The organism is Cypionkella psychrotolerans (assembly GCF_001294535.1).
GTDB lineage: Bacteria > Pseudomonadota > Alphaproteobacteria > Rhodobacterales > Rhodobacteraceae > Cypionkella > Cypionkella psychrotolerans.
In genome coordinates this window covers 14,807-38,235 of the sequence record NZ_LGIC01000084.1, presented here as the reverse complement: position 1 = coordinate 38,235, position 23,429 = coordinate 14,807, and the positions used below count along the sequence as shown (strand labels likewise).

At 60.1% G+C, this 23,429-nt stretch carries 28 protein-coding genes and 1 tRNA gene; 22 read left to right on the top strand and 7 right to left on the bottom strand.

Annotated elements, in window-relative coordinates:
- The first annotated feature begins 3 nt into the window (after window positions 1-3).
- Both AKV04_RS27620 and AKV04_RS19555 read left to right on the top strand, forming a co-directional pair.
- A complete protein-coding gene (locus tag AKV04_RS27620; RefSeq protein WP_082351566.1) occupies window positions 4-147 on the top strand; it encodes a peptidoglycan-binding domain-containing protein in 144 nt (47 codons plus the stop codon).
- Between the two features lie 581 nt (window positions 148-728).
- Window positions 729-1,085: a cytochrome c gene (locus tag AKV04_RS19555; RefSeq protein WP_054008089.1), complete on the top strand. Its 357-nt coding sequence runs from the start codon at window positions 729-731 to the stop codon at window positions 1,083-1,085.
- Between the two features lie 47 nt (window positions 1,086-1,132).
- Here AKV04_RS19555 and AKV04_RS19550 read toward each other — a convergent pair whose 3' ends face one another.
- Both AKV04_RS19550 and AKV04_RS19545 read right to left on the bottom strand, forming a co-directional pair.
- Window positions 1,133-1,417, bottom strand: a complete 285-nt coding sequence (locus tag AKV04_RS19550; RefSeq protein ID WP_054008088.1) for an I78 family peptidase inhibitor — start codon at window positions 1,415-1,417, stop codon at window positions 1,133-1,135.
- A 19-nt stretch (window positions 1,418-1,436) separates the two neighbouring features.
- Complete coding sequence (locus tag AKV04_RS19545; protein WP_162232917.1) at window positions 1,437-1,721, bottom strand: I78 family peptidase inhibitor; 285 nt, start codon at window positions 1,719-1,721, stop codon at window positions 1,437-1,439.
- A 213-nt stretch (window positions 1,722-1,934) separates the two neighbouring features.
- Here AKV04_RS19545 and AKV04_RS19540 point away from each other — a divergent pair, with 213 nt between their 5' ends.
- From AKV04_RS19540 to AKV04_RS19520, 5 genes are all read left to right on the top strand, one after another.
- Entirely contained in the window at window positions 1,935-3,065 is a 1,131-nt protein-coding gene (locus AKV04_RS19540) for an S-(hydroxymethyl)glutathione dehydrogenase/class III alcohol dehydrogenase (protein WP_054008086.1), read from the top strand.
- 52 nt (window positions 3,066-3,117) lie between these two features.
- The gene (locus AKV04_RS19535) at window positions 3,118-3,477 is read left to right on the top strand and encodes a hypothetical protein (RefSeq protein ID WP_156317694.1); all 360 of its coding nucleotides are present in this window, start codon (window positions 3,118-3,120) and stop codon (window positions 3,475-3,477) included.
- A gap of 14 nt (window positions 3,478-3,491) precedes the next feature.
- Window positions 3,492-3,962 (top strand): YbaK/EbsC family protein, encoded by a 471-nt coding sequence (locus AKV04_RS19530; RefSeq protein ID WP_054008084.1) that lies wholly within the window; start codon window positions 3,492-3,494, stop codon window positions 3,960-3,962.
- 48 nt (window positions 3,963-4,010) lie between these two features.
- On the top strand, window positions 4,011-5,558 hold the full coding sequence (locus tag AKV04_RS19525) for an acetolactate synthase large subunit (protein ID WP_054008083.1): 1,548 nt from the start codon (window positions 4,011-4,013) through the stop codon (window positions 5,556-5,558).
- A gap of 193 nt (window positions 5,559-5,751) precedes the next feature.
- Entirely contained in the window at window positions 5,752-6,513 is a 762-nt protein-coding gene (locus AKV04_RS19520) for an NYN domain-containing protein (protein ID WP_082351756.1), read from the top strand.
- Between the two features lie 125 nt (window positions 6,514-6,638).
- Here AKV04_RS19520 and AKV04_RS19515 read toward each other — a convergent pair whose 3' ends face one another.
- The 3 genes from AKV04_RS19515 to AKV04_RS19505 form a co-directional block, all read right to left on the bottom strand.
- Complete coding sequence (locus AKV04_RS19515) at window positions 6,639-7,121, bottom strand: RidA family protein (RefSeq protein ID WP_054008082.1); 483 nt, start codon at window positions 7,119-7,121, stop codon at window positions 6,639-6,641.
- Between the two features lies 1 nt (window position 7,122).
- Window positions 7,123-7,554: a hypothetical protein gene (locus AKV04_RS19510; protein WP_054008081.1), complete on the bottom strand. Its 432-nt coding sequence runs from the start codon at window positions 7,552-7,554 to the stop codon at window positions 7,123-7,125.
- An 88-nt stretch (window positions 7,555-7,642) separates the two neighbouring features.
- Window positions 7,643-8,998 carry a cytochrome P450 gene (locus tag AKV04_RS19505; RefSeq protein WP_054008080.1) on the bottom strand — a complete coding sequence of 452 codons (1,356 nt, stop codon included), beginning with the start codon at window positions 8,996-8,998 and terminating at the stop codon, window positions 7,643-7,645.
- A gap of 150 nt (window positions 8,999-9,148) precedes the next feature.
- On the opposite strand from AKV04_RS19505, the gene AKV04_RS19500 reads away from it, so the two are divergent.
- Window positions 9,149-10,030 (top strand): PhzF family phenazine biosynthesis protein, encoded by an 882-nt coding sequence (locus tag AKV04_RS19500; protein WP_054008092.1) that lies wholly within the window; start codon window positions 9,149-9,151, stop codon window positions 10,028-10,030.
- 66 nt (window positions 10,031-10,096) lie between these two features.
- Here the strand turns inward: AKV04_RS19500 and AKV04_RS19495 are convergent, their stop codons facing one another.
- Window positions 10,097-10,474: a hypothetical protein gene (locus tag AKV04_RS19495; RefSeq protein ID WP_054008079.1), complete on the bottom strand. Its 378-nt coding sequence runs from the start codon at window positions 10,472-10,474 to the stop codon at window positions 10,097-10,099.
- A gap of 21 nt (window positions 10,475-10,495) precedes the next feature.
- Between AKV04_RS19495 and AKV04_RS19490 the strand changes: the two genes are divergently transcribed.
- The 4 genes from AKV04_RS19490 (at window position 10,496) to AKV04_RS19475 (ending at window position 13,973) form a co-directional block, all read left to right on the top strand.
- Window positions 10,496-11,248, top strand: a complete 753-nt coding sequence (locus AKV04_RS19490) for a hypothetical protein (RefSeq protein WP_235815715.1) — start codon at window positions 10,496-10,498, stop codon at window positions 11,246-11,248.
- A gap of 2 nt (window positions 11,249-11,250) precedes the next feature.
- The gene (locus AKV04_RS19485; RefSeq protein ID WP_054008078.1) at window positions 11,251-11,820 is read left to right on the top strand and encodes a hypothetical protein; all 570 of its coding nucleotides are present in this window, start codon (window positions 11,251-11,253) and stop codon (window positions 11,818-11,820) included.
- A gap of 147 nt (window positions 11,821-11,967) precedes the next feature.
- Entirely contained in the window at window positions 11,968-13,143 is a 1,176-nt protein-coding gene (tuf, locus tag AKV04_RS19480) for an elongation factor Tu (protein WP_054008077.1), read from the top strand.
- A 293-nt stretch (window positions 13,144-13,436) separates the two neighbouring features.
- On the top strand, window positions 13,437-13,973 hold the full coding sequence (locus tag AKV04_RS19475; protein ID WP_156317692.1) for a hypothetical protein: 537 nt from the start codon (window positions 13,437-13,439) through the stop codon (window positions 13,971-13,973).
- Here the strand turns inward: AKV04_RS19475 and AKV04_RS19470 are convergent.
- Window positions 13,970-14,197: a DUF2798 domain-containing protein gene (locus AKV04_RS19470; protein WP_054008091.1), complete on the bottom strand. Its 228-nt coding sequence runs from the start codon at window positions 14,195-14,197 to the stop codon at window positions 13,970-13,972. The two genes, AKV04_RS19475 and AKV04_RS19470, sit on opposite strands and share 4 nt — an antisense overlap.
- Before the next feature lie 115 nt (window positions 14,198-14,312).
- Here AKV04_RS19470 and AKV04_RS19465 point away from each other — a divergent pair.
- From AKV04_RS19465 to rpoB, 10 genes are all read left to right on the top strand, one after another.
- Window positions 14,313-14,388 (top strand) — tRNA-Trp (locus AKV04_RS19465).
- 103 nt (window positions 14,389-14,491) lie between these two features.
- Entirely contained in the window at window positions 14,492-14,941 is a 450-nt protein-coding gene (gene msrB / locus AKV04_RS19460) for a peptide-methionine (R)-S-oxide reductase MsrB (RefSeq protein WP_054008075.1), read from the top strand.
- Window positions 14,938-15,444, top strand: a complete 507-nt coding sequence (gene msrA, locus AKV04_RS19455) for a peptide-methionine (S)-S-oxide reductase MsrA (RefSeq protein ID WP_054008074.1) — start codon at window positions 14,938-14,940, stop codon at window positions 15,442-15,444. The genes msrB and msrA overlap by 4 nt, the downstream gene beginning before the upstream one ends.
- 101 nt (window positions 15,445-15,545) lie before the next feature.
- A complete protein-coding gene (gene secE, locus AKV04_RS19450; protein ID WP_054008073.1) occupies window positions 15,546-15,740 on the top strand; it encodes a preprotein translocase subunit SecE in 195 nt (64 codons plus the stop codon).
- A gap of 236 nt (window positions 15,741-15,976) precedes the next feature.
- Window positions 15,977-16,510 carry a transcription termination/antitermination protein NusG gene (gene nusG / locus AKV04_RS19445; RefSeq protein ID WP_054008072.1) on the top strand — a complete coding sequence of 178 codons (534 nt, stop codon included), beginning with the start codon at window positions 15,977-15,979 and terminating at the stop codon, window positions 16,508-16,510.
- A gap of 105 nt (window positions 16,511-16,615) precedes the next feature.
- Window positions 16,616-17,068 carry a 50S ribosomal protein L11 gene (gene rplK, locus AKV04_RS19440; protein WP_054008071.1) on the top strand — a complete coding sequence of 151 codons (453 nt, stop codon included), beginning with the start codon at window positions 16,616-16,618 and terminating at the stop codon, window positions 17,066-17,068.
- Between the two features lie 3 nt (window positions 17,069-17,071).
- Entirely contained in the window at window positions 17,072-17,770 is a 699-nt protein-coding gene (gene rplA, locus AKV04_RS19435; RefSeq protein ID WP_054008070.1) for a 50S ribosomal protein L1, read from the top strand.
- Between the two features lie 312 nt (window positions 17,771-18,082).
- Window positions 18,083-18,598 (top strand): 50S ribosomal protein L10, encoded by a 516-nt coding sequence (rplJ, locus tag AKV04_RS19430; RefSeq protein ID WP_054008069.1) that lies wholly within the window; start codon window positions 18,083-18,085, stop codon window positions 18,596-18,598.
- Between the two features lie 66 nt (window positions 18,599-18,664).
- On the top strand, window positions 18,665-19,039 hold the full coding sequence (rplL, locus tag AKV04_RS19425; RefSeq protein WP_054008068.1) for a 50S ribosomal protein L7/L12: 375 nt from the start codon (window positions 18,665-18,667) through the stop codon (window positions 19,037-19,039).
- 238 nt (window positions 19,040-19,277) lie between these two features.
- Complete coding sequence (gene rpoB / locus AKV04_RS19420; protein WP_054008067.1) at window positions 19,278-23,411, top strand: DNA-directed RNA polymerase subunit beta; 4,134 nt, start codon at window positions 19,278-19,280, stop codon at window positions 23,409-23,411.
- The last annotated feature ends 18 nt before the right edge of the window (window positions 23,412-23,429 follow it).

Below are 23,429 nucleotides of genomic sequence, written 5' to 3'. Positions count from 1 at the left end.
CTTCTGCTGACTGCAGGCGTCTATTCGGGCACAGCCGATGGCAAAGTCGGCCCGCTGACCGTGGCGGCAGTGAAGGCATTTCAGCGCGCGCGCGGTATGGTGCTGGACGGCTACCCGAGCCTGGAGATTCTGCAAGCCCTGCGTTGACCCGAACCGGGGTGCCGCCTCGGGGCCCATCGAGGGCCCGCTCGGCGGCGCTGCCGGGGGAGGGCTGCCCAGCGGTGCGCCGGCGGGCAGGTTGCATTTGAGTATTTGCAAAAGAGCAATGCAAAGATCGCGCCCCGGCCACGCGGCACCGATCCGATCCGCTGGAAGCTATGCAGGCGGGCCGGGGCGACTTGCTCTTTACGGTCATCGGGACTCCTCCCTGTACCGTGGAGATAAATTCGCAGGTTTGGGTTAACGCTTCGCTAACGGGATTTGCTCTTTGACAAATACTCAAATGCAACGCCACAGCCCGCGCCCGGCCTCCCATCCATTCCCCGGCAGCGCCGCCGAGCGGGGCCTCGATGGGCCCCGAGGCGGCTCCTGTTTCCCGGTCAGAGCCACAGCCCTCATTTCCGCCCGATCAGACCAAAGTCTGTTCCCGTCTGCAAAGCTTTGGCTATACTGAGCCTCTTGTCTCAACCCGGAGTTCTCTCATGCGTTTAGCCACCAAAGCCCTCGCCACCGCACTGACCCTTTTCGCAGGTATCGCCTTTGCTGAAGTTTAGGCCACCGATCCCTTAGTGATTGCCCAGAAGGATCTGATGAAGTCCTTTGGCGGTGCCGCCAAAGCCTTGGGCGGCATGGCCTCGGGTGAGGTCGCTTATGACGCCACTGCCGCTGAAGCCGCCAAGGCCAATTTGGTCGCGGGTTCCGCCGATGTTCATGTCAAGTTTGAGAAGGCGGGCAACGATCCGGCCTCGGGCGCCAAGCCCGAGATTTGGACGAATTGGGATGATTTCGTCGGCAAGGCCAACGCCTTGAACACTGCCGCGACCGCGTTGGATGTGGCCTCGGCGGAGGGCATCAAAGCCGGGATGGGCGCGATTGGCGGCGCCTGCAAGGATTGCCACACCACCTTCCGCGTGGCGAGCAAGTAACCATTCAATCGCACTGGCCGCAGGACTTGCACCTGCGGCCAGTGGGTTCAGCCGCAACTGACGCGGGTGATGATCTCGGCGGCATTGACCTCAATGTTTAGCCGTTCGGGCGAATAATCCATCGTCACCGCCATACCGGGCCGGATGATCCGTACCGTATGGGCGAAGCGCATCACTTCCAGCTTTTTCGCGCTTTGTCCGACCAAATCCTGCAAGCCACTGGCCTCACAGGCATCTTCGATGGGCGAGGGCTCGCTCGCGGGTGGTTCTGGTTCGGGCAGGCAGCCCATCAGGGCGATGGGCAGGGTAAGCAGCAGAGCAGAGAAACGCATGGCGGCACCTTTTTATTGACTACCCACAAGATAGCCGCAGGATCAGCTGATCGTTAGTGACTTCTGCGTTGAGCCGATTGGGGACGACCTCATCGGTGATTTCTTGCTCAGGCCACAACACCCGCAGCGGGCCTGCCAGCGGATAATCGGCGAGCTGGGTAAACGGCTGGCCCACGACGTCAATCAGGGCCGCCGCGTCGCACAGATCTGGCTGCGGTTTCAGCATTTTCGACACGGGGCCCATCCGCACCTGCCCGCCCATGGCACAAGCCGTGAGGCAAGCCGCAGCCAGAACACCCACCATGTTCCGGCGCAGAAAAGGGGAAAACAAGGCAACCATGCGCGCGCGGAACTTCCTACAAAAGATCTCGCATTCTTAGCCCGCCCCGCGCCGCTGCAGCAACCACGAAAGCGGCAACAACCCGAAACAGGTCGTTTCCAGCGTTGCAATTTTTCGCGGGTTGGCCCAGTTTGGCGCAAATTTCATCTGGCCCAAACCACCTCGGAGGATCCCCCCATGCGCACCCGTGCAGCCGTCGCCATTGCCGCAGGCAAACCGCTTGAAATCATGGAGGTTAACCTCGCCGACCCGAAAGAGGGCGAGGTTCTGGTGGAAATCAAGGCCACCGGTATTTGCCATACTGACGAATTCACCCTGTCTGGGGCCGACCCGGAAGGGTTATTCCCGGCGATCTTGGGGCACGAAGGTGCGGGCGTGGTCATTGCCGTTGGCCCGGGTGTGAAATCGCTGAAAGTCGGCGATCACGTCATCCCGCTGTACACCCCGGAATGTCGGGAATGTCCTTCGTGCCTTAGCCAGAAAACCAACCTCTGCACTGCCATTCGTACGACGCAGGGGCAGGGGCTGATGCCGGACGGCACCTCGCGGTTCTCGATGCTGGATGGCACGCCGATCCATCACTACATGGGCTGCTCGACCTTCGCCAACCACACGGTTGTGCCCGAAATTGCCTTGGCCAAGGTGCGCGAGGATGCGCCGTTTGACAAGATTTGCTACATCGGCTGTGGGGTTACCACCGGGATTGGCGCGGTGCTGAACACCGCCAAGGTGGAACATGACGCCACCGCCGTGGTGTTTGGTCTGGGCGGCATTGGTCTGAACGTCATTCAGGGCCTGAAAATGGCGGGCGCGCGGATGATCATCGGCGTAGATCTGAACAACGACAAAAAGGCTTGGGGCGAGAAGTTCGGGATGACCCACTTCATCAACCCGAAAGAAATCGAAGGTTCGGTGGTGCAGGCGATTGTCGATCTGACCAAGACCGCGTTTGATAAGATCGGCGGCGCGGATTACTCGTTTGATTGCACCGGCAACGTCAAAGTGATGCGGGATGCTTTGGAATGCACCCATCGCGGTTGGGGTCAGTCGATCATCATCGGCGTGGCACCCGCGGGAGCGGTGATTGAGACGCGGCCGTTCCAACTGGTCACAGGCCGGGTCTGGAAAGGCACCGCCTTCGGAGGCGCACGCGGCCGTACGGACGTTCCGAAAATCGTCGATTGGTACATGGACGGCAAGATCGAGATCGACAGCCTGATCACCCATATCCTGCCGCTGGAGGACATCAACAAGGGGTTTGATCTGATGCATTCCGGCGAAAGCATCCGCGCGGTGGTGGTGTATTAATCAAATGGGCAAGGCGTTGAAATCAAACGCCCTTGCCCTCATTGCTTGTATTATGACTCCCTTCGTTGCCTTTGCTGGCGACGAGGGGTTTTTGCATTTCGAGTTTGACACGCAGGCTTTGGATTTGCCGCCCAAGGCGATTGCAAGCGCCACAGTGATCAAGGATTTCAACAATCAGGATGCGCTGGACGTAACGGTGACGCCAGAGTGGGTTGAGGCGTTGGCGATCTTTACGCAAAGTCCGCAAGGGCGGGTGATCTCGATTTTTATCTGTGGCAATCTGGTCGCCGAGCCACGGTTGCAGGGCCAGATTTCCAAGGGCCGGTTTTTTCTGACCGGCGATCCGCATGTGATCCGCAAAGCGGCGGTGTTCCTGACCGCGAAATCCTGCACAACGATGCCGAATTCGTAAAGTGAGGCACCGCAATGGCCGCGACTCTGGGTGTGAAATTTCTGGAAACCAAAGGGATCGCCTTCACCCTGCATCCCTATACCTATGACCCGGATGCAGAGGCGGTGGGCCTTGCCGCCGCAGCCGCGCTGGGTCTGGATCCTGCCCTGACCCTAAAAACCCTGATGGTCGAGGTGGACGGCAAGCCTGCGTGCTGCGTGATCCCCTCGGATCGGCAGTTGTCGATGAAGAAGGTGGCCGTGGCGTTTGGTGGCAAGGCGGCGGCGATGATGGCGGTGCCGAAGGCCGAGAAGCTGACCGGGTATCGCGTGGGCGGGATTTCTCCGTTCGGCCCCAAACGGGTAGTTCCGGTGGCGATTGAAGCCTCGGCTTGCGGGGCGGAAAAGGTCTGGATCAATGCGGGCCAGCGCGGGCTGTTGCTGGGTATCGCGCCTGCGCAGGCTTTGGCGGTGCTGGGGGCGCAGGCGGTGGCGTTGATCGCTTGATCTCGCCGCGTCCCCCGCGCAGATTGGCGGCAACAGGGGGAGATCACGATGAACGGTGCTGAGAGTTTGGTAAAGACGCTGCTGGCCTCGGGGGTGGAGGTTTGCTTTGCCAATCCCGGCACGTCTGAGATGCATTTCGTGGCGGCCTTGGATCGGCATCCTGAAATGCGCTGCATTCTGTGTTTGTTTGAGGGCGGGGTTTCCGGTGCGGCGGATGGCTATTACCGGATGTCGGGGCGGGTGGCGGCGACTTTGCTGCATCTGGCGCCGGGGTTCGGCAATGCCTTTGCCAATCTGCACAATGCCCGCAAGGCGCAGTCCGGCATCGTCAACGTCATGGGGGATCATGCGAGCTACCATCTGAAGCATGAGAGCCCTTTGAAGGGCGACACGGTGGGGATTTCGCAGGCGATTTCGCATTGGACGCGGGTTTCTGGCGATGCGGCGCAGGTGGCTGTCGATGGCGCGGCAGCGGTGCAGGCGGCGCGGTCGGCCAATGGGCAGATTGCGACATTGATCCTGCCCGCCAATACGGCTTGGGAGGCGGCCGAGGGTGCGGCGGCGGCGGCGGCGGCACCTGCGTTGCGGCGGCCCCGGACAGAAGATGTGGCGGCGGCGGCGCGGGCTTTGATGCTGCCGGGGGCGGCGTTGATGGTGGATGGGGCGGCTTTGTACACCGATCTTGGGCTGGTTGCGGCGCGGATTGCGCGGGCTTCGGGCTGTCGGTTGATGGCACCGTTTTTCTCGGCCCGTTCAAGGCGGGGGGCGGGGTCGGTGCTGATGCAGCGGCTGGCTTATGAGGTGGATACCAATGTTGGGATTCTGGCGGATAAGTCGGTGCTGGTTTTGTGTGGCACCCAGCGCCCCACCGCGTTTTTCGCCTATCCGAGCAAGCCGAGCCTGCCGGAATCGCCGGAGTGTCGGGTGATTGAGCTGTGTTCTATCGACATGGATTACGCTTGGACCTTGCGGGAGATTGCGCGGGAGTTGGGGGCTTCGGGCGATCTGCCGGACGAAGCGTTTCAGGTGTTGGACTTGCCCGCGCTGCCATCGGGCGCGATGAGTTTGGAGAAGGTCGGCCAAGCGATTGCGCATCTGATGCCGGAAGACACGGTTGTGGTGAATGAGGCGATCACCTCGGGGCAGCCCGTGGGCCTGCCGATGGTCGGCGCGCGTGGCCATGACGTGCTGGTGACGATGGGCGGCGCGATTGGGCAATGCCTGCCTGCTGCGGTGGGGGCGGCGGTGGCTTGCCCGGAGCGCAAGGTTTTGGCTTTGTCGGGCGATGGCTCGGCGATGTATACGCTGCAAAGCCTGTGGACGATGGCGCGCGAGGGGTTGGATGTGTGTGTGGTGATCTTTGCAAACCGCACTTATAAAATCCTGCATGGCGAGTTGGTGAATGTTGGCGTCGCGGATGTCGGCCGCAATGTGAACCGGATGTTTGATATGGTGGAGCCGTCGCTGGATTGGGTTGCGCTGGCGCAGGGCCATGGGGTCGATGCGGTGCGGGCGGTGACGGCGGATGAATTTGTGAGCGCGTTTGCCGGGGCTATGGCGCGGCGTGGGCCGTTTTTGATTGAGGTGGTATGCTGACCGGGGCGGTTTTGCAGGCCGGGGAGGGGGTTTCGCACCCCCGTCCGCTTGGAAGAGTCAAGCGGACTCCCCCGTGGGATATTTGAGCAGAGAGGATGACAATTTTAGGTAAGTTTTAGCGAATTGGCTTTGGCAGTTTGCTCTATCGGATTGCGGGTTTTTCGGGCATCACCAGAGGAAAAGCGAGGACCTCATGTCAGCCAATATGACGACGATTGCCGGGCGCACGCCTCGGTTGGCGGTTTTGATCGACGCCGACAATGTGCCAGCGCGCCATGCGGTGGCGATTTTGGATGAGATTGCCAGCTTTGGCGACCCATCCTTGCGGCGGGTTTATGGTGATTGGTCTAGTCAAGCTTTGACGCAGTGGAAAGAGGCCGCGCGCGATCTGGGGCTGGTGATGCATCAGCAATCGGCCAATACCAAGGGTAAGAATGCCAGCGATATTGGGCTGGTGATTGACGCTATGGATATTTTGCATGCGGGCAAGGTCGATGGCTTTGTGCTGGTGTCGTCGGACAGCGATTTCACCCGATTGGCCAGCCGTATTCGCGAGGATGGCTTGCAGGTGATCGGGATTGGCGAGTCTAAGACGCCGGATTCCCTGCGGAAAGTCTGCAATCGGTTTGTGTTTATCGAGAATATCATCAGCGGGGCCGAGGTGGTGGAGGCCAAGCCCGGCAAGCCGGATGCGGCGCGCAGTGAACCTGTGGCGGCAGGTAAGCAATCGGCGGCGCAGGCCATTCCGTTGATCAGCGATGCGATGAAAAAGATCGACCCGGATCAGGATGATTATTCCTTGGGGCAGTTGGGGCAGGTGATCACGCAACTGCATCCTGACTTTGATCCGCGATCCTATGGCTCGGCCAAGCTGTCGGATTTGCTGCGCAAGACCGGACGGTTTGAGGTGTTTCAGGGGCTGAACAATGCCATGAAGGTGCGGGATAAGGCTTGAGCGGTTCAGGCGTGCTGCGCTGACTTTGCCGCCCTTCCTCGCCGCCCCGGACTTGATCCGGGGCCTCTTGGGTTGCGCTTGACGGCTCGAGGCTCCGGCCTGCACCGGGGAGGCTGGGAGCGGGATCAGTCGGCGATTTCCACCGTCGCCCAAGTCTCAAAGCAGACGCCATTCGCCAGCGCCATGATGCCAATGGTGGCGCGTCCGCCGAGGCCTATGTCGCGGCCGAACACCTCGACGAACAGGTCGGACATGCCGGAGGAGACTTTGTGGACGTCTTCGTATTCAGGCGTGCAGACCACAAAATTCAGCGTGCGGACGATGGATTTGACTTTATCGAGTGAACCTACCGCCTGACGAATGCCGCCCAGCACGTTCAGCCCGGTTTGGCGGGCGGCGGCGTAGCCTTGTTCGGTGGTCAGGTTCTGGCCCAAGCGGCCTTTGTGGGTGATCTGGGTGCCGATCTGCGCGACATGGCCCGACAGAAATAGCAGGGATCCTACGCGATGATAGGGCTTCATCGTGCCATAATCGGCACCGTAATAGCCGATTTTGTCAAAGTCGGGCAGGTCGAGGCCCATGTGCAGGGCCATGGCTTCGGGTTGCATTTCAGTCTCCGATCAGTTTGCAGGTGATGTCTTGGGTAGTTTTTGACAGCGCATCGGTGGGGCCATCGACGATGCCGCAATCCAAGAGGTTATCCTCGGAAGTGATGCGAGCCGAATAGACGTTCACATTGACCATCGGCGCTTCGACATTGCCGACGGGCGCGCTGGCAAGGCTGTGGCCGATGGAGATGGTTTGCTCATTCGGCCAGACGGTGGCCTGTTCGCCGCCAAGATAAAGCTGGCCCATTTCATTGACCGGCAGCACATTGCCTGTCGCAGGATCGCCCCAGAAATAGCTGGAGATGATGACCATCTCGCCCGTTTCTTGCAGTTTGGTGGCAGAGGCTGCGTCGAAGCTGATGTGTAGGGTAACATTGGTTTCTTGCGCGGTGGCCGGGGCGGCCAGCAGGGCAGTTAGGATCAGGGCTTTCATCGCAGGACTCCGGCTTCGCTTGGGAAGGTTTGGGGTTGCGGAAACTATTGCGACGGGGTGTGTGTTTGGCAAGCCTCAAGCCCCAATTTCAAGCGGCGTCGATCTGGAGCCAGACGCCGCCTTCCGGGCGCAGGGTCAGGATCATCACTGGCTTGGGGTCGCGGCCGGGGATGCGGCTGAATTTGAAGCGGGCGAGCAGGGTGGCGAGGATGATCACAGCCTCTTGCAGCGCGAAAGAGGCGCCGATGCAGATGCGGGGGCCGTCACCGAAGGGCAGGTAGGCGAAGCGGTCGATGGCGCGGGGATCGGCAAAGCGAGCGGGGTTGAAGGCGTCGGGGTCGGCCCACAAAGCATGGTGGCGGTGCAGGGCGTAGATCGGCAGGATCACGGTATCGCCCTTGCGGACTTCGCGGCCGAGCAGGGTGTCGGCGACCTGTGCGGTGCGCGACAGAAAAGCGGCGGGGGGATACATCCGCAGCGCCTCATCGACGATGCGGCGGGTGAGCGGCAGGCCGACGATATCGGCGACGGTGGCGGCCCTTTCGCCGAGGGTGGCTTGCGCCTCGGCGCGGGCTTCCGCTTGGATTTCGGGGGCGAAGGCGCAGAGGTAAAGTGCCCAAGATAGGGTGAGGGCTGTGGTTTCATGGCCTGCGACGATGAAGGTTAGCAGGTTGTCGCGGAGTTCTGCTGTGGCCATTTGGCGTTGGCTCGTGGGGTCTTCGGCTTTCAGCAAAAGATCGAGCAGGTCTGGCGTAGGTTTCGCGCCATCGCTGCGGCGTTGGTCGATGGCTTGGTCGGCGACGCGTTTCATATCGCGAATGCCTTTGGTTGCCACCATACGACCGGGGCGCGGCACCCATGCCGGGGCACCTAGGATATCCAGCAATGAGATTTTGGCGGTCTGGCCGATATAGGTTTCAATTGCCTTATGCACCGAGGCGCGGTCAAACCCGGCACCGCCCGAGAAGGTCACATCGGAGATCACCTCGAAGGTCGCCGTCACCATTTCGGCGAACATATCGGCCCCCCGGCCCAGATTGGCAGCAATGCGGGCGGCGGAACGCTCGGCGGCGTGGGTCATCACTGGGGCCAAAGCCGCCACATTGCGATGGGTGAACACGGGGGCTGCGGCACGGCGCTGCCACATCCAATGCTCGCCTTCCGCCACGAACAGGCTTTCGCCGATGGCGGGGCCGAGGATCAGCTTGGTCACCAGCGATTTCGGATAATCATTCACCCGGTCGCGCAGGATGTGGCGCAGGGTTTCCGGGTCCATCACCATATGCCAGCGCTTGCCGGTGGTGCCCGACAGGATCGGCGCATGGGTGGCGGCTTCGGGGATCAGTTCCAGCACATTGCGCCGGGCGGCTTTGAGGGAACCCAGGATGCCAAGCGGCGTGCTGCCGAGGGGGACGCGCGCAGGATTGGCGGCGGAATGGGACATGGTGGTCTCCTTTGCACAGAAGATAGGCCGGGGCTGGCCAGCGGCAAAGGGGACATTCGGGCGCATGATAGTTCAGCCCACAAATCGGAATTTGTCGTGGAAGGGGGCGTCTGGCAGATTGCGGTCTTCGAATGGCCAAGCGGGGACGTGATGCAGATAGAACGGATTGCAGCTTTTGCTTTGGGCGATCAGGGCGGAAACCCCGCGGGGGTGGTGATTGGCGAGGCGCTGCCTGCCCGCGCGGAGATGCAGCGGATTGCGCGCGAGGTCGGCTATTCGGAAACCGCCTTTGCCGCGCGGGATGGCGATGCGTGGCAGGTGCGCTATTTCGCTCCGCAAGCCGAGGTGCCGTTCTGCGGCCATGCCACGATTGCGCTGGGCTGTGCCTTGGGGCAGCGGTTCGGGGCGGGGCGCTATGATCTGCAACTGTCACAGGCGCGGATTTCTGTTGAGGCTGAATTGACCCCTGACGGCTGGCAGGCGGTGCTGACCTCACCGCCGACATGGTCAAAGCCGATGCCGTGGGCACTGCGGGCCGATCTGCTGCAGCAGTTTGGATTGTCCGAGGCCGATCTCAATCCTGACTTAAAGCCGCATCTTGCCCATGCCGGGGCAACTCATGCCGTGCTGGCGCTGCACAATCGCGCGACCCTTGCCGACATGCAGTATGATTTTGCACCGATGCTGGCTCTGATGCAGCGCGAAGGCCTGACCACGATCAGTCTGCTTTACCGCGAAGATGCCGACACTTTCGTCGCCCGCAATGCCTTTGCGGTGGGCGGCGTGGAGGAAGACCCTGCCACAGGCGCTGCGGCTGCGGCCTTGGGCGGCTTGCTAGTCGATCTCGGTCGGGGGCCGGGCAACTTTACCATCCGGCAGGGCGAGGATATGGGCGCGCCCTCGCTGCTTCACGTCACCGTGACCGGGAAAAAGGGCGATGGGGTGCAAGTGGGAGGTGCGGCACGCGATATCCGCCACGATGACGGCGCGGTCGCCGAGCGGGCTTGCACCTTGGCGCGGGATTCGGTCTGAACCTCGGGAGCGAAGGCGCATAGGTTGATCGTTGCGGTTGCTCCGCAACGATTGCAGGTAAGCAGATCAAATTTTCGTGTCACGCACCCAGTCTGCGAGCCGCCAGTTCCAGCCAATTTGCCGCGAGCGGCGCGGGCGAAGGTAAGCCCAGTTCAGCAATCCTGCGGGCACGCCCAACACGATCCCAATCACACCAGCCCATACGAAAGTTGCCACCGATACAAAGCCTAGCGAGAGCGCCGCGATCAGGACGACCCCGGCCGTGCAGGCCACCCAAAGATGTACCAAAATCAAACGCAGATACGGGAACATCACACCCTCCATCGCATTGCGCAGACTTGTCGTCTGCGCTTTGGTAACGTCTTCGCGAGACAACGGTTCCCCGTCGCTGCGCTTGCGGTTGCTTTGCAGGCCAAGCCCCGCTATCCCAAAAAGCAATGCCATACTCCCCAAAGGGAATCGTTTATGCGTGTGCTTCGTTTGCTTGCTTTTGGGCTGGGTTTGAGTGCTCTGGCGGCCTGCCAGACCAATGACCTGAAAGAGCCGCCGGTGCCTTTGGGGGATTTCCGCCTTGGTCTGAACATTGCCGTCGCGGATAATGTGCAAAAGGTGCCGATCTCCCGCGATGCCAGCAAGGAAGATTGGGAGGCGGCGATCAAGAAGGCGGTGGATGACCGTTTTGGCCGCTATGAGGGCGACAAGCTTTACAACATCGGGATTTCCATCGACGGCTACGCTTTGGCGCCTCCGGGCGTGCCGTTGGTGCTGAAACCGAAATCGGTGCTGGTGGTGACCGCCAATATCTGGGACGACGCGGCGCGCAAAAAGCTGAACCCAGAGGGCAAGCAGCTGACCATCTTTGAGCATATGTCGCCGGAAACCGTCATCGGCTCGGGTGTGACGCAGAACAAGAAAAAGCAGATGGAGATTCTGTCCTATAACGCCGCGAAATCGGTGGAGAAATGGCTGCTGGACAATCCTGAATGGTTCGGCCTGCCACCGAAGGGCAAGGCGGCGGCAACCCCGGCTGCGGGAAAGCCTGCGGTCACGGCGCCTGCTGTGGTGACTCCGGCGGTTACACCCCCCGCTGTGACGACTCCGGCGAAACCCGTTAAACCTACGCCTGCCAAGCCGGCCCCAGCCAAGCCGACCCCGGTTAAACCCCTGCCCATCCTGCCCGTGCCAAGCAAAACCGTTCCCAAAACAGGAACCCCATAACCATGCGCCTCATTGCCGTGCTGAGTGTGTTGGCCCTGCTGGGCTGTACTGCGCCGCATATGCTAGAGGATCAGGCGGCGGCCAATCTTGTCGTCCGCAACGTCAGGGTCGATACCGCAGCGATCGCTGGCGTTGCCGGGCGCAAGATGGCGTTTGATGTGCCGCCCGCGCAGATCAATGCCGATCTGACGCAGGCCCTGCAGCGCAAGTTGCTGCCGATCTCGCAGGGCAATGCCGACGTGAGGGTGACGGTGACAGAGGTGCGTTTGATGTCGCGGATGCAGGAAATGATGCTGGGCGGGGCGAGCTATGTGAAGGGCACCCTCACCGTGACTGATGCTACGACGGGTCGGCAGATCGTGGCCCCAACCGCTGTTTTCGCCACCTCGCAACGGGTCCGCGTCGGCGGGCCGATTGGGGCGGCGGTGGCCCCCACAGCCCAGAACGACTATCGTGAGACGATTGAGGGCTTTGCGCAGAGCGTGCTGGTGCGCCTTTCACCGCGCAACAACGCCATCGTCGCCGCCGACAGCCCCGCCATCAAAGCGGGACGCGTCAAACTCGCACGTTAAGGTTACGTGCTAGGACCGCCCCTATCTGGGCCCGATCTGGGCGTGCCGCATGCTCGGCCCCTTGATTTTCCCCGGCCAGACGGTTAAGTGCCCGCCCGTGTAGATTGGGCCTGCTAGTGGGCCCGCGAAAGATAGGGCGCCCCGACCATGGCAAAGGCAAAGTTTGAACGGAACAAACCGCACGTCAACATCGGCACGATTGGCCACGTTGACCACGGCAAGACCACTTTGACGGCAGCGATCACCAAGTACTTTGGTGAATTCCGCGCCTACGACCAAATCGACGGCGCGCCGGAAGAGCGTGCGCGTGGCATCACGATTTCGACCGCTCACGTTGAGTACGAAACCGAAGCCCGCCACTACGCCCACGTCGACTGCCCCGGCCACGCTGACTATGTGAAAAACATGATCACCGGTGCGGCTCAGATGGACGGCGCGATCTTGGTTTGCGCTGCTTCCGACGGCCCGATGCCGCAGACCCGCGAGCACATCCTGCTCGGCCGTCAGGTCGGCATTCCGTACATGGTCTGCTACATGAACAAGGTCGATCTGGTCGATGACGAAGAGCTGATCGAACTGGTTGAGATGGAATTGCGCGAGCTGTTCTCGTCCTACGACTACCCCGGCGATGACATTCCGATCATCAAAGGCTCGGCGCACCAAGCGATGATCGGCGAGCGCGCTGACATCGGTGAAAACTCGATCCGCGCCCTGATGGCGGCTGTCGACAGCTACATCCCGACCCCGACCCGTATGGTCGATCTGCCGTTCCTGATGCCGATCGAGGACGTGTTCTCGATCTCGGGTCGTGGCACGGTTGTGACCGGTCGTATCGAGCGCGGCGTGATCAACGTTGGCGACGAAGTTGAAATCGTGGGTATTCGTGACACCAAGAAGTCGGTTTGTACCGGCGTCGAGATGTTCCGCAAGCTGTTGGATCGTGGTGAAGCGGGCGACAACGTCGGCATCTTGCTGCGCGGCATCGACCGTGAAGGCGTTGAGCGCGGCCAAGTGCTGTGCAAGCCGAAGTCGGTCAACCCGCACACCAAGTTTGAGGCAGAAGCCTACATTCTGACCAAAGAAGAAGGCGGTCGTCACACGCCGTTCTTCGCCAACTACCGTCCGCAATTCTACTTCCGCACGACCGACGTGACGGGTACCGTGGAACTGCCGGAAGGCACCGAAATGGTGATGCCGGGCGACAACCTGAAGTTCGACGTGACCCTGATCGCGCCGATCGCGATGGAAGAAAAACTGCGCTTCGCCATCCGCGAAGGCGGCCGCACCGTCGGCGCAGGCGTGGTGTCGAAAATCATCAAGTAAGCTTAGGCTTTTCTTGACGTTAAAGAACGCGTGGGGGCAACCTCGCGCGTTTTTGCTTTTTGGTGGACGCTTGTTAAAGCCTAAGATGCCTCCGGCGGAGATATTTGAGCGCAGAGGATGAACCTGACGTGTTTCGGTCATCCTCTGCGCTCAAATATCCCTGCCGGAGGCTTCCACCTCACCACCAGCGCAACGCCGCAGACACGTCGCGCGAAACCTGCTAGCCTCTCCGCATGGGCCGCATATTTTCAGCCCACACAGGCGCATTTCATCATCAACCCACGGAGCAGATCATGCCCTATACCGCTGCCACGGCCATCGCTTTTGCCCAACGTCAAAGTGGCCGCTATGGCGACGGCGAATGTTGGACGCTGATAGAGGCTGCGCTGGTGGGGGCAGGCGGCAAATCCTCGATCCCGCAGACGCCGAATTTCGGCCCGAGCGTGTCTTATGTCTGGGGCACGGCGATCAATGTCGCGGCGTTGCAGGCGGGCGATGTGGTGCAATATCAGAACTACGCTTGGACGCAGACCACGCGGATTGATGTGACCAGCCCCGATGGCACCAGTTTTTCGGAGAATTTCCGCACCGAGGGGCGCGGTTTGCCGCATCATTCCGGCTTGGTGATCAGCGTGATCTCACCGGGGATGGTCGAGGTGATCGAGCAGAACATCCCGCCGCGTTCTGGCCCGGTGCAGACCATTCAACTGGCGGTAAGCGCCCCTGCGGCCAGCACGGTGACCACGCGCGAGGGCAGCACGGTGACGGTGACCACGATCACCCATTCCATTTCGGGGGCGGTGCGCTGCTATCGCCCGGTTGCGGCCTAAGCCTGCTTGACCAGCCGCGCCACCATGCGGCGGGTTATCGGCGCGATCACCAACACGGTCGGAAACGCCAGCGCCCAAGAGGCCAACCAGTTGCCCATCCACTCCAGCAGGAAATGATCGACAAGGCCGATGGTGCGAAAGGTCGATAACCCAGAGACGAAACACGACATCAGCCCTGACAGGATCAGGCCAAAGACAATGTGGGCAAAGCGGGTGGGAATCATCTGGGGCATCCGGGTTTGGGCTGGGCCCGTGCATAGCGCCAGGCTTTCTGCGCGCCAACCCCGATTCCCCTCTTGATTTCCCCCCCGCCCTGCCGTAACTCCCGCCGCAGGCCTTAGGAGTTTAGCTCAGTTGGTAGAGCATCGGTCTCCAAAACCGAGGGTCGTGGGTTCGAGTCCCCCAACTCCTGCCAGGCCTGTTTTCCCATTGTTTCAGTGCAACACAAGCCTGCGATGGCAGTGGAAACTTGGCCTGCGCCGCACCATATTCCACATCGGATCATAAGGGAGCGCGCCATGACGACTTACACCAAATCCGCCGACCGCATCGCCACCCTGACGCCCGAGCAGTTTCGTGTCACGCAGAAGAATGGCACCGAGCGGCCCGGCACTGGCGAATATCTCGATAACCATGAGCCGGGCATCTATGTCGATATCGTCTCGGGTGAGCCGCTCTTTGCTTCGGCGGACAAATTCGACAGCCATTGCGGCTGGCCCAGCTTCACCAAACCGATCGAGCCTGCGCATGTGGCAGAGCTGCGCGATGGCAGTTTGGGGATGATGCGGATCGAGGTGCGCTCGACCCATGGCGACAGCCATTTGGGGCATGTGTTCCCGGATGGGCCGCGCGACCGAGGTGGTTTGCGCTATTGCATCAACTCGGCCAGCCTGCGGTTTGTGCATCGCGACGACATGGAGGCCGAAGGCTATGGCCAATACATTGACCAAGTGGAGGATGTGAAATGACGCAAGAGACCGCAATTCTGGCTGGTGGCTGTTTCTGGGGTATGCAGGATCTGATCCGCAAGCGCCCCGGCGTGATCAGCACGCGCGTGGGCTATACTGGCGGCGATGTGGCGAACGCGACTTATCGCAACCATGGCTCTCATGCCGAGGGCATTGCGATTGATTTTGATCCGGCAGTGGTCAGCTATCGCGAACTGCTGGAGTTTTTCTTCCAGATCCACGATCCCTCTACGCCGGATCGGCAGGGAAATGATCGCGGGCCGTCTTATCGCTCGGGGATTTACTATACCTGCGAGGCGCAGAAAGAAGTGGCGTTGGATACGATTGCGGATGTGAATGCAAGCGGGCTCTGGCCGGGCAAAGTGGTGACGGAACTTGCCGCTGCGGGGCCGTTCTGGTTGGCCGAGCCCGAGCATCAGGATTATCTGGAACGCTTGCCGACGGGGTATACCTGCCACTTCATCCGCCCGAACTGGCGCTTGCCGCGCAGGGCTGCGGAGTAACACTCGGCCCCCCATCGTGACGCGGTAAGGCTTGCCGCTTGAAATCCCGGCGTGATGCGCGTATCTCGCCGGGAACATCCCAGAAAGCGCGGAATCCGAAAATGGCAACGATCAATCCCGTCCAGTTCATGCAGCAGGTCCGCGCCGAGGTGGCCAAGGTCGCTTGGCCGTCGCGCCGCGAGGTGATGCTGACCACCGTGATGGTGTTCATCATGGCCGCACTGACCGCGACGTTCTTTAGCTTGGTGGATTATGTGATCCGGCTGGGCCTGACGATGATCGTCACCGGGTTCTGATCTGAACTCGTCAGGCTTAGTTTGGTTGGGCCAAATCTGGCCGAGGCGGGGCGAATTCCCTTGAAATTGGCGGTCTGGGGCGGTATTCTGCCCCAATCCAAAGGACAAAAGCGCGCAGCGATTCGGGTTGCGCGCTGTTTTTTGTTCGGGGCTCAAGATGGGCAAGGCGGATTAACCGCTTGAAAATACAGAACATTCGGGCGCAGAGGCACTCGGGCAGACAAGGTGGAAGTGGCATGGCCAAGCGTTGGTATTCGGTAAGCGTTCTCTCGAACTTCGAGAAGAAAGTTGCCGGGCAGATCAGAACGGCCGTGGTGGAAGCCAACTTGGGCGATGAAATCGATGAAGTTTTGGTGCCGACCGAAGAAGTCATCGAAGTGCGGCGCGGCAAGAAAGTGACCTCTGAGCGTCGCTTCATGCCGGGTTACGTTTTGGTGCGGATGGAAATGTCGAGCCAAGGCTATCACCTGATCAGCTCGATCAACCGCGTCACCGGGTTCTTGGGGCCGCAAGGCAAACCGATGCCGATGCGCGATGCCGAAGTGAACTTGATCATGAACCGTGTCGAAGAAGGTCTGGAAGCGCCGCGCAACCTGATCCGCTTTGAAACCGGCGAGAAGGTCAAGGTTACTGACGGCCCGTTCGAAGGCTTTGACGGCATGGTTGAGGATGTTGATGAGGCACACAGCCGCCTGAAGGTGTCGGTGTCGATCTTTGGTCGCGCCACCCCGGTGGAATTGGAATTCACTCAGGTGTCGAAAAACCTCTGAGTGCATCGCGTGGGAGGGACGCGCTGCGGGAAACCCAGTGACAACCCGAACCACTAAACCGCAGCGCTTAATACCGAGCGTTTGCAGTGATAAAGGAGAGGCCACATGGCCAAGAAGATTATCGGCAGCTTGAAGCTGCAAGTGAAAGCGGGTCAAGCCAACCCATCCCCGCCGGTCGGTCCGGCGCTGGGTCAGCGCGGCTTGAACATCATGGCTTTCGTGAAGGAATTCAACGCGAAGACCGCTGATCTGGAACTGGGCACCCCCACTCCGGTCATCATCACTTATTATCAGGACAAGTCGTTCAGCCTCGAGCTGAAGACCGCGCCTGCAGCGTTTCTGCTGAAAAAGGCCGCTGGCCTGCCGCCCGTTGGCAAGCGTAACCGCGCCAAAGGCTCGGTCAAGCCGGGTCACGCCGTGGTTGGTTCGGTGTCGCTGGCACAGATCCGCAAGATCGCTGAAACCAAAATGAAAGACCTGAATGCGAACTCCGTCGAGGCCGCAATGCAGGTGATCATGGGTTCGGCGAAATCCTGCGGCATCGAAGTGAAAGGGTAAGTCATGGCCAAGATTGGTAAACGGACTGCCGTTGCGCAGAAGGCTTTCGAAGGCAAATCGCTGATCACCGTCGAAGACGCTGTTGCGTTGATCAAAGGCGCTGCTTCGGCCAAATTCGACGAGACGCTGGAAATTGCGATGAACCTCGGCGTTGATCCCCGTCACGCAGACCAGATGGTCCGCGGCGTGGTTGCTCTGCCGAACGGCACCGGCAAGACAGTGCGTGTGGCTGTGTTCGCGCGTGGCGCCAAGGCTGATGAAGCCAAAGCCGCTGGTGCTGACATCGTTGGCGCAGAGGACCTGATGGAAACCATCCAATCCGGTAAAATCGAGTTCGACCGTTGCATCGCAACGCCGGACATGATGCCGCTGGTGGGTCGTCTGGGCAAGATCCTGGGCCCGCGCAACCTGATGCCGAACCCGAAAGTGGGCACCGTGACGATGGACGTGAAAACGGCCGTTGAAGCAGCCAAGGGCGGCGAAGTGCAGTTCAAGGTCGAAAAAGCTGGCGTGATCCATGCTGGTATCGGCAAAGTCAGCTTCTCGGATGAGAAACTGGCCGAGAACATCCGCGCCTTCGTGGAAGCTGTGTCGCGGGCGCGTCCGAGCGGCGCCAAAGGTACCTACCTGAAGAAAGTGTCGCTGGCGTCGACCATGGGTCCCGGCGTTGCTTTGGATCTGGCTTCGGCTGCGGCGAAGTAATTGGCAAAGGTGCGTGAAATCACGCACCCTACCCAAAATCCGTAGGGTGTGTGCTTGCACGCACCACACGGTTTGAAGAATTCCCAACCCCTCGGGGAAGGGATGGTGGGGCGAAGGGGTGTAAACCCGCAAGCCCCATCCTGTCCGAGACGGCCGGTGGCGCGCAAACGCCTTAATATCCTGCCCGAGATGGGGAACGAGATGATGTCGCAGCCTGCGATTTTGGCTCGGGAACCGTAGCAAGGACCCGATGCTCGTCATAAGACGGGCTTAATTGAGCCGGGGGGAAACCCCCAACCTTGGAGTGAAACTGTGGATAGAGCCCAGAAAGAGAAAGTGGTCGATGAACTCGGCCAAATCTTCGCAAGCTCTGGCGTTGTAGTGGTCGCCCACTACGCGGGTATGACGGTTGCACAGATGCAGGACCTGCGCGCAAAAATGCGTGACGTAGGTGGGTCCGTTCGCGTTGCCAAGAACACGCTCGCCAAGATCGCCCTTGGTGGCAAGCCGTCTGAAAAGATGGGCGCGCTGCTGACGGGCATGACCATGTTGTCCTTTTCGGAAGATCCAGTGGCTGCGGCCAAGGTCTGCGAAGCATATGCCAAGACGAACGACAAGTTCGTCATCATTGGCGGTGCAATGGGTGACACGGTTCTGGACCAAGCTGGCGTCAAAGCCGTTGCTTCCATGCCGTCGCGTGAAGAGCTTATCGCTCAGATCGTGTCCTGCATTGGCGCACCGGGTGCGGCTATCGCTGGGGCCATTGGCGCGCCTGCTTCGAACATCGCGAGCATCCTGTCGACCATCGAAGAAAAAGCAGCTGCTTAATCTTCGGACTCGCGTGGGGTTGAACCCCCACCTCGTTGGAACCATCTTAACTGAACGGAACATGAAATGTCTGATCTGAACAAATTGGCCGAACAAATCGTTGGCCTGACCCTGTTGCAAGCGCAAGAACTGAAAACCATCCTGAAAGACACCTATGGCATCGAGCCAGCTGCTGGTGGCGCTGTCATGATGGCTGCTGGCCCGGCTGCTGCAGCTGCTCCGGTTGAAGAGCAAACCGAGTTTGACGTTGTTTTGACCGAAGCTGGTCCGAACAAAATCAACGTCATCAAAGAAGTCCGCACCATCACCGGTCTGGGCCTGAAAGAAGCTAAAGACCTCGTTGAGGCCGGCGGCAAAGTCAAAGAAGGCGTTGGCAAAGCTGACGCTGAAGGCTTCAAGAAAACTCTGGAAGCCGCTGGCGCCAAGGTTGAACTGAAGTAATTTGCGCCGAGGTTCGCCTCGGTTCTGATGAATGGCTGGGTCGGGGGGCAACCTCCGGCCCAGCTAATCGCGTCTTGGACTGCGCTTTTGCGAAAGCCCATTCCAAGGTGCGGTTAAGGTTCGGGAGCCACCCTAAGGGACGGGTGGCATGAATAGAACTTTCCCCCTCTCGCCAATCGGCGCGCTTTCCGTGGCCCGACGGAAAGTCTGCCGGCGAAATTGAAAGGTTACGACGCACATGGCGCAAGCTTACGTTGGCCAGAAACGAATCCGCCGTTATTTCGGTAAAATTCGTGAAGTTCTGGAAATGCCGAACCTGATTGAGGTTCAAAAATCTTCCTATGATCTGTTCCTGCGCTCTGGCGACAGTGACAAGCCGCTGGATGGCGAAGGCATTCAGGGCACGTTCCAATCGGTGTTCCCGATCAAGGACTTCAATGAGACCGCCGTGCTTGAATTCGTCAAGTATGAGCTGGAAAAGCCTAAGTATGACGTGGACGAGTGCCAGTCGCGTGACATGACCTATGCCGCGCCGCTGAAAGTTACCCTACGTTTGATCGTGTTTGATGTTGACGAAACCACCGGGGCTCGGTCGGTCAAGGACATCAAAGAGCAAGACGTTTACATGGGCGACATGCCCCTGATGACCGGTAACGGAACGTTTGTTGTGAACGGCACCGAGCGCGTGATCGTCAGCCAGATGCACCGTTCGCCCGGCGTGTTTTTTGACCACGACAAGGGCAAGACGCACTCAAGCGGCAAGCTGCTGTTCGCCTGCCGGATCATCCCGTATCGCGGCTCGTGGCTGGACTTTGAGTTCGACGCCAAAGACATCGTGTTCGCGCGGATCGACCGTCGCCGTAAGCTGCCGGTCACCACGCTGCTTTATGCGCTCGGGATGGACCAAGAAGGCATCATGGATGCCTATTACCAGACCGTCATGTTCAAATTCCAAAAGAACAAAGGCTGGGTCACCAAGTTCTTCCCGGACCGTATCCGTGGCACCCGCCCGACCTATGACATTGTGGATGCCGATTCCGGCGAAGTGATCTGCAAGGCCGGCGAGAAAATGACGCCGCGGATGGCAAGCGATCTGGCGAAAACCGGCAAGGTCACCGACCTGTTGGTGCCGTATGATCACATCGTTGGCCGCTATGTCAGCAAAGACATCATCAACGAAGAAACCGGCGAGATTTGGGTCGAAGCTGGCGACGAATTGACGATGGAATACGACCGCGATGGCGAGCCTAAGGGTGGTTCGCTGAAGCTGTTGCTCGACCAAGGCATCACCGAGATTCCGGTGCTGGACATCGACAACGTCAACGTCGGTCCCTACATGCGCAACACCATGGCCGCCGATAAGAACATGGGCCGGGATACCGCGCTGATGGACATCTACCGCGTGATGCGTCCGGGCGAGCCGCCGACCGTTGAAGCGGCTTCGCAGCTGTTCGACACGCTGTTCTTCGACAGCGAGCGTTATGATCTTTCGGCGGTTGGCCGGGTGAAAATGAACATGCGTCTGGATCTGGGCCGCCCGGATACCCAGCGCACGCTCGACCGTGCCGACATCGTCGCCTGCATCAAGGCGCTGACCGAACTGCGTGATGGCAAGGGCGAGATCGACGACATCGACCACCTTGGCAACCGTCGTGTGCGTTCGGTTGGCGAATTGATGGAAAACCAGTACCGCGTCGGCCTGCTGCGGATGGAGCGCGCTATTAAAGAGCGTATGTCCTCGGTCGAAATCGACACGATCATGCCGCAAGACCTGATCAACGCCAAACCGGCTGCGGCTGCGGTGCGTGAATTCTTCGGCTCGTCGCAGCTGTCGCAGTTCATGGACCAAACCAACCCGCTGTCGGAAGTCACCCACAAGCGCCGTCTTTCGGCTCTGGGGCCAGGCGGTTTGACCCGTGAGCGTGCAGGTTTTGAAGTCCGCGACGTTCACCCGACCCACTACGGCCGGATGTGCCCGATTGAAACGCCAGAAGGTCAGAACATCGGTCTGATCAACTCGCTGGCGACCTTTGCGCGGGTGAACAAATATGGCTTCATCGAGACGCCATATCGCAAAGTGATCGACAACAAGGTGACTGATGAAGTCGTCTACATGTCGGCCACTGAAGAAATGCGTCACACCGTGGCGCAGGCCAACGCGGCACAGGATGCGGAAGGCCGCTTCACCGACGATCTGATTTCGTCGCGGAAAGCCGGTGACTTCATGCTGAACCCGCCGGAAGCCATCGACCTGATCGACGTGTCGCCGAAGCAGCTGGTTTCGGTTGCGGCATCCTTGATCCCGTTCCTTGAAAACGACGACGCCAACCGCGCCTTGATGGGCTCGAACATGCAACGTCAGGCGGTTCCCTTGCTGCAAGCCGATGCACCCTTCGTCGGCACCGGCATTGAAGCCGTGGTTGCGCGGGATTCGGGGGCGGCCATCATGGCCCGCCGCTCGGGTGTGATCGACCAGGTTGACGCGACGCGTATCGTGGTGCGCGCCACCGAAATGCTGGAACCGGGTGAACCGGGCGTCGACATCTACCGTCTGCGCAAGTTCAAACGCTCCAACCAATCGTCCTGCATCAACCAGCGCCCGCTGGTGAAAGTGGGAGACACGGTGCTGCGCTCGGAAGTCATCGCGGACGGCCCCTGCACCGACTTGGGCGAACTCGCCCTTGGCCGGAACGTCATCGTGGCCTTCATGCCGTGGAATGGCTACAACTATGAAGACTCGATCCTGATTTCGGAACGCATTCTGAAAGACGACGTGTTCACCTCGATCCATATCGAGGAATACGAAGTCGCGGCGCGCGATACGAAACTCGGGCCAGAGGAAATCACCCGCGATATCCCGAACGTCGGCGAGGAAGCCCTGCGCAACCTTGACGAAGCCGGTATCGTGTATATCGGCGCTGACGTGCTGCCGGGCGATATTCTGGTCGGCAAGATCACCCCCAAAGGTGAATCGCCGATGACCCCGGAAGAAAAACTGCTGCGGGCGATCTTTGGTGAAAAAGCCTCGGACGTGCGCGACACCTCGCTGAAACTGCCGCCGGGTGCGTTTGGCACCATCGTCGAAGTGCGGGTGTTCAACCGTCACGGCGTCGATAAAGACGAACGTGCGTTGCAAATCGAGCGTGAAGAAGTCGAACGTCTGGCGCGTGACCGCGACGATGAACTCGCGATCCTTGAGCGTAACATCTACTCGCGCCTGAAAACCCTGATCACTGGCAAAACCGCCGTGAAAGGGCCGAAAGGCATCAAAGCGGGCTCGGTGATCGACGCTGAACTTCTGGGCACGCTGTCGCGTGGTCAGTGGTGGCAGCTGGCACTAGAAGGCGAGGCTGACGCGAAAGACGTTGAAGCCCTGCACGACCAGTTTGAGGCGCAAAAGCGTGCCTTGGACAACCGTTTCGACGACAAGGTTGAAAAGGTCCGTCGCGGCGACGATCTGCCTCCGGGTGTGATGAAGATGGTCAAAGTGTTCGTCGCGGTGAAGCGCAAGCTGCAACCGGGCGACAAAATGGCTGGTCGTCACGGCAACAAAGGTGTGGTTTCCAAGGTTGTGCCTGTGGAAGACATGCCGTTCCTGGCAGATGGCACCGCAGTTGATCTCGTGCTGAACCCGCTTGGGGTTCCATCGCGGATGAACGTCGGCCAGATCCTTGAGACGCATATGGGCTGGGCTGCGCGTGGCCTTGGCATCCGCATCGACGACGCTCTGAAAGAGTATCGCCGCTCAGGTGACATGACCCCGGTGCGCGATGCTGTGCGCTATGCTTATGGCGATGAAACCTATGAGGAATCCTTCGCGGATCGCTCAGAGGCTGATTTCCTAGAGCTGGCTGGCAACGTGACCAAAGGTGTGCCGATTGCATCGCCGGTGTTCGACGGTGCCAAAGAGGCTGACGTGAACGACGCGCTGACTCGCGCCGGGTTCGACACCTCTGGCCAGTCGGTGGTGTTCGATGGCCGTTCGGGTGAGCAATTCGCCCGCAAGGTCACCGTCGGCGTCAAGTACATGCTGAAACTTCACCACTTGGTGGATGACAAGCTGCACGCACGCTCAACGGGCCCTTACTCGTTGGTCACGCAGCAACCGTTGGGTGGTAAAGCCCAGTTCGGTGGCCAGCGTCTCGGCGAGATGGAGGTCTGGGCACTGGAGGCTTACGGCGCCGCTTACACCCTGCAGGAAATGCTGACGGTGAAATCGGATGACGTTGCAGGCCGCACCAAGGTCTACGAGTCGATCGTCAAAGGCGAAGACAACTTCGAGGCTGGCGTGCCAGAATCGTTCAACGTTCTCGTCAAAGAGGTCCGCGGTTTGGGCCTCAACATGGAACTCCTGGATGCGGAGGAAGAATAGGTAGGCGAAATTCGCGCG

Coding starts and splice junctions, on each gene's coding strand:
- AKV04_RS19550 (WP_054008088.1), bottom strand. CDS start 1,417: ATGCGTTTCTCTGCTCTGCTGCTTACCCTGCCCATCGCCCTGATGGGC.
- AKV04_RS19545 (WP_162232917.1), bottom strand. CDS start 1,721: ATGGTGGGTGTTCTGGCTGCGGCTTGCCTCACGGCTTGTGCCATGGGC.
- AKV04_RS19540 (WP_054008086.1), top strand. CDS start 1,935: ATGCGCACCCGTGCAGCCGTCGCCATTGCCGCAGGCAAACCGCTTGAA.
- AKV04_RS19535 (WP_156317694.1), top strand. CDS start 3,118: ATGACTCCCTTCGTTGCCTTTGCTGGCGACGAGGGGTTTTTGCATTTC.
- AKV04_RS19530 (WP_054008084.1), top strand. CDS start 3,492: ATGGCCGCGACTCTGGGTGTGAAATTTCTGGAAACCAAAGGGATCGCC.
- AKV04_RS19525 (WP_054008083.1), top strand. CDS start 4,011: ATGAACGGTGCTGAGAGTTTGGTAAAGACGCTGCTGGCCTCGGGGGTG.
- AKV04_RS19520 (WP_082351756.1), top strand. CDS start 5,752: ATGTCAGCCAATATGACGACGATTGCCGGGCGCACGCCTCGGTTGGCG.
- AKV04_RS19515 (WP_054008082.1), bottom strand. CDS start 7,121: ATGCAACCCGAAGCCATGGCCCTGCACATGGGCCTCGACCTGCCCGAC.
- AKV04_RS19510 (WP_054008081.1), bottom strand. CDS start 7,554: ATGAAAGCCCTGATCCTAACTGCCCTGCTGGCCGCCCCGGCCACCGCG.
- AKV04_RS19505 (WP_054008080.1), bottom strand. CDS start 8,998: ATGTCCCATTCCGCCGCCAATCCTGCGCGCGTCCCCCTCGGCAGCACG.
- AKV04_RS19500 (WP_054008092.1), top strand. CDS start 9,149: ATGCAGATAGAACGGATTGCAGCTTTTGCTTTGGGCGATCAGGGCGGA.
- AKV04_RS19495 (WP_054008079.1), bottom strand. CDS start 10,474: ATGGCATTGCTTTTTGGGATAGCGGGGCTTGGCCTGCAAAGCAACCGC.
- AKV04_RS19490 (WP_235815715.1), top strand. CDS start 10,496: ATGCGTGTGCTTCGTTTGCTTGCTTTTGGGCTGGGTTTGAGTGCTCTG.
- AKV04_RS19485 (WP_054008078.1), top strand. CDS start 11,251: ATGCGCCTCATTGCCGTGCTGAGTGTGTTGGCCCTGCTGGGCTGTACT.
- tuf (WP_054008077.1), top strand. CDS start 11,968: ATGGCAAAGGCAAAGTTTGAACGGAACAAACCGCACGTCAACATCGGC.
- AKV04_RS19475 (WP_156317692.1), top strand. CDS start 13,437: ATGCCCTATACCGCTGCCACGGCCATCGCTTTTGCCCAACGTCAAAGT.
- AKV04_RS19470 (WP_054008091.1), bottom strand. CDS start 14,197: ATGATTCCCACCCGCTTTGCCCACATTGTCTTTGGCCTGATCCTGTCA.
- msrB (WP_054008075.1), top strand. CDS start 14,492: ATGACGACTTACACCAAATCCGCCGACCGCATCGCCACCCTGACGCCC.
- msrA (WP_054008074.1), top strand. CDS start 14,938: ATGACGCAAGAGACCGCAATTCTGGCTGGTGGCTGTTTCTGGGGTATG.
- secE (WP_054008073.1), top strand. CDS start 15,546: ATGGCAACGATCAATCCCGTCCAGTTCATGCAGCAGGTCCGCGCCGAG.
- nusG (WP_054008072.1), top strand. CDS start 15,977: ATGGCCAAGCGTTGGTATTCGGTAAGCGTTCTCTCGAACTTCGAGAAG.
- rplK (WP_054008071.1), top strand. CDS start 16,616: ATGGCCAAGAAGATTATCGGCAGCTTGAAGCTGCAAGTGAAAGCGGGT.
- rplA (WP_054008070.1), top strand. CDS start 17,072: ATGGCCAAGATTGGTAAACGGACTGCCGTTGCGCAGAAGGCTTTCGAA.
- rplL (WP_054008068.1), top strand. CDS start 18,665: ATGTCTGATCTGAACAAATTGGCCGAACAAATCGTTGGCCTGACCCTG.
- rpoB (WP_054008067.1), top strand. CDS start 19,278: ATGGCGCAAGCTTACGTTGGCCAGAAACGAATCCGCCGTTATTTCGGT.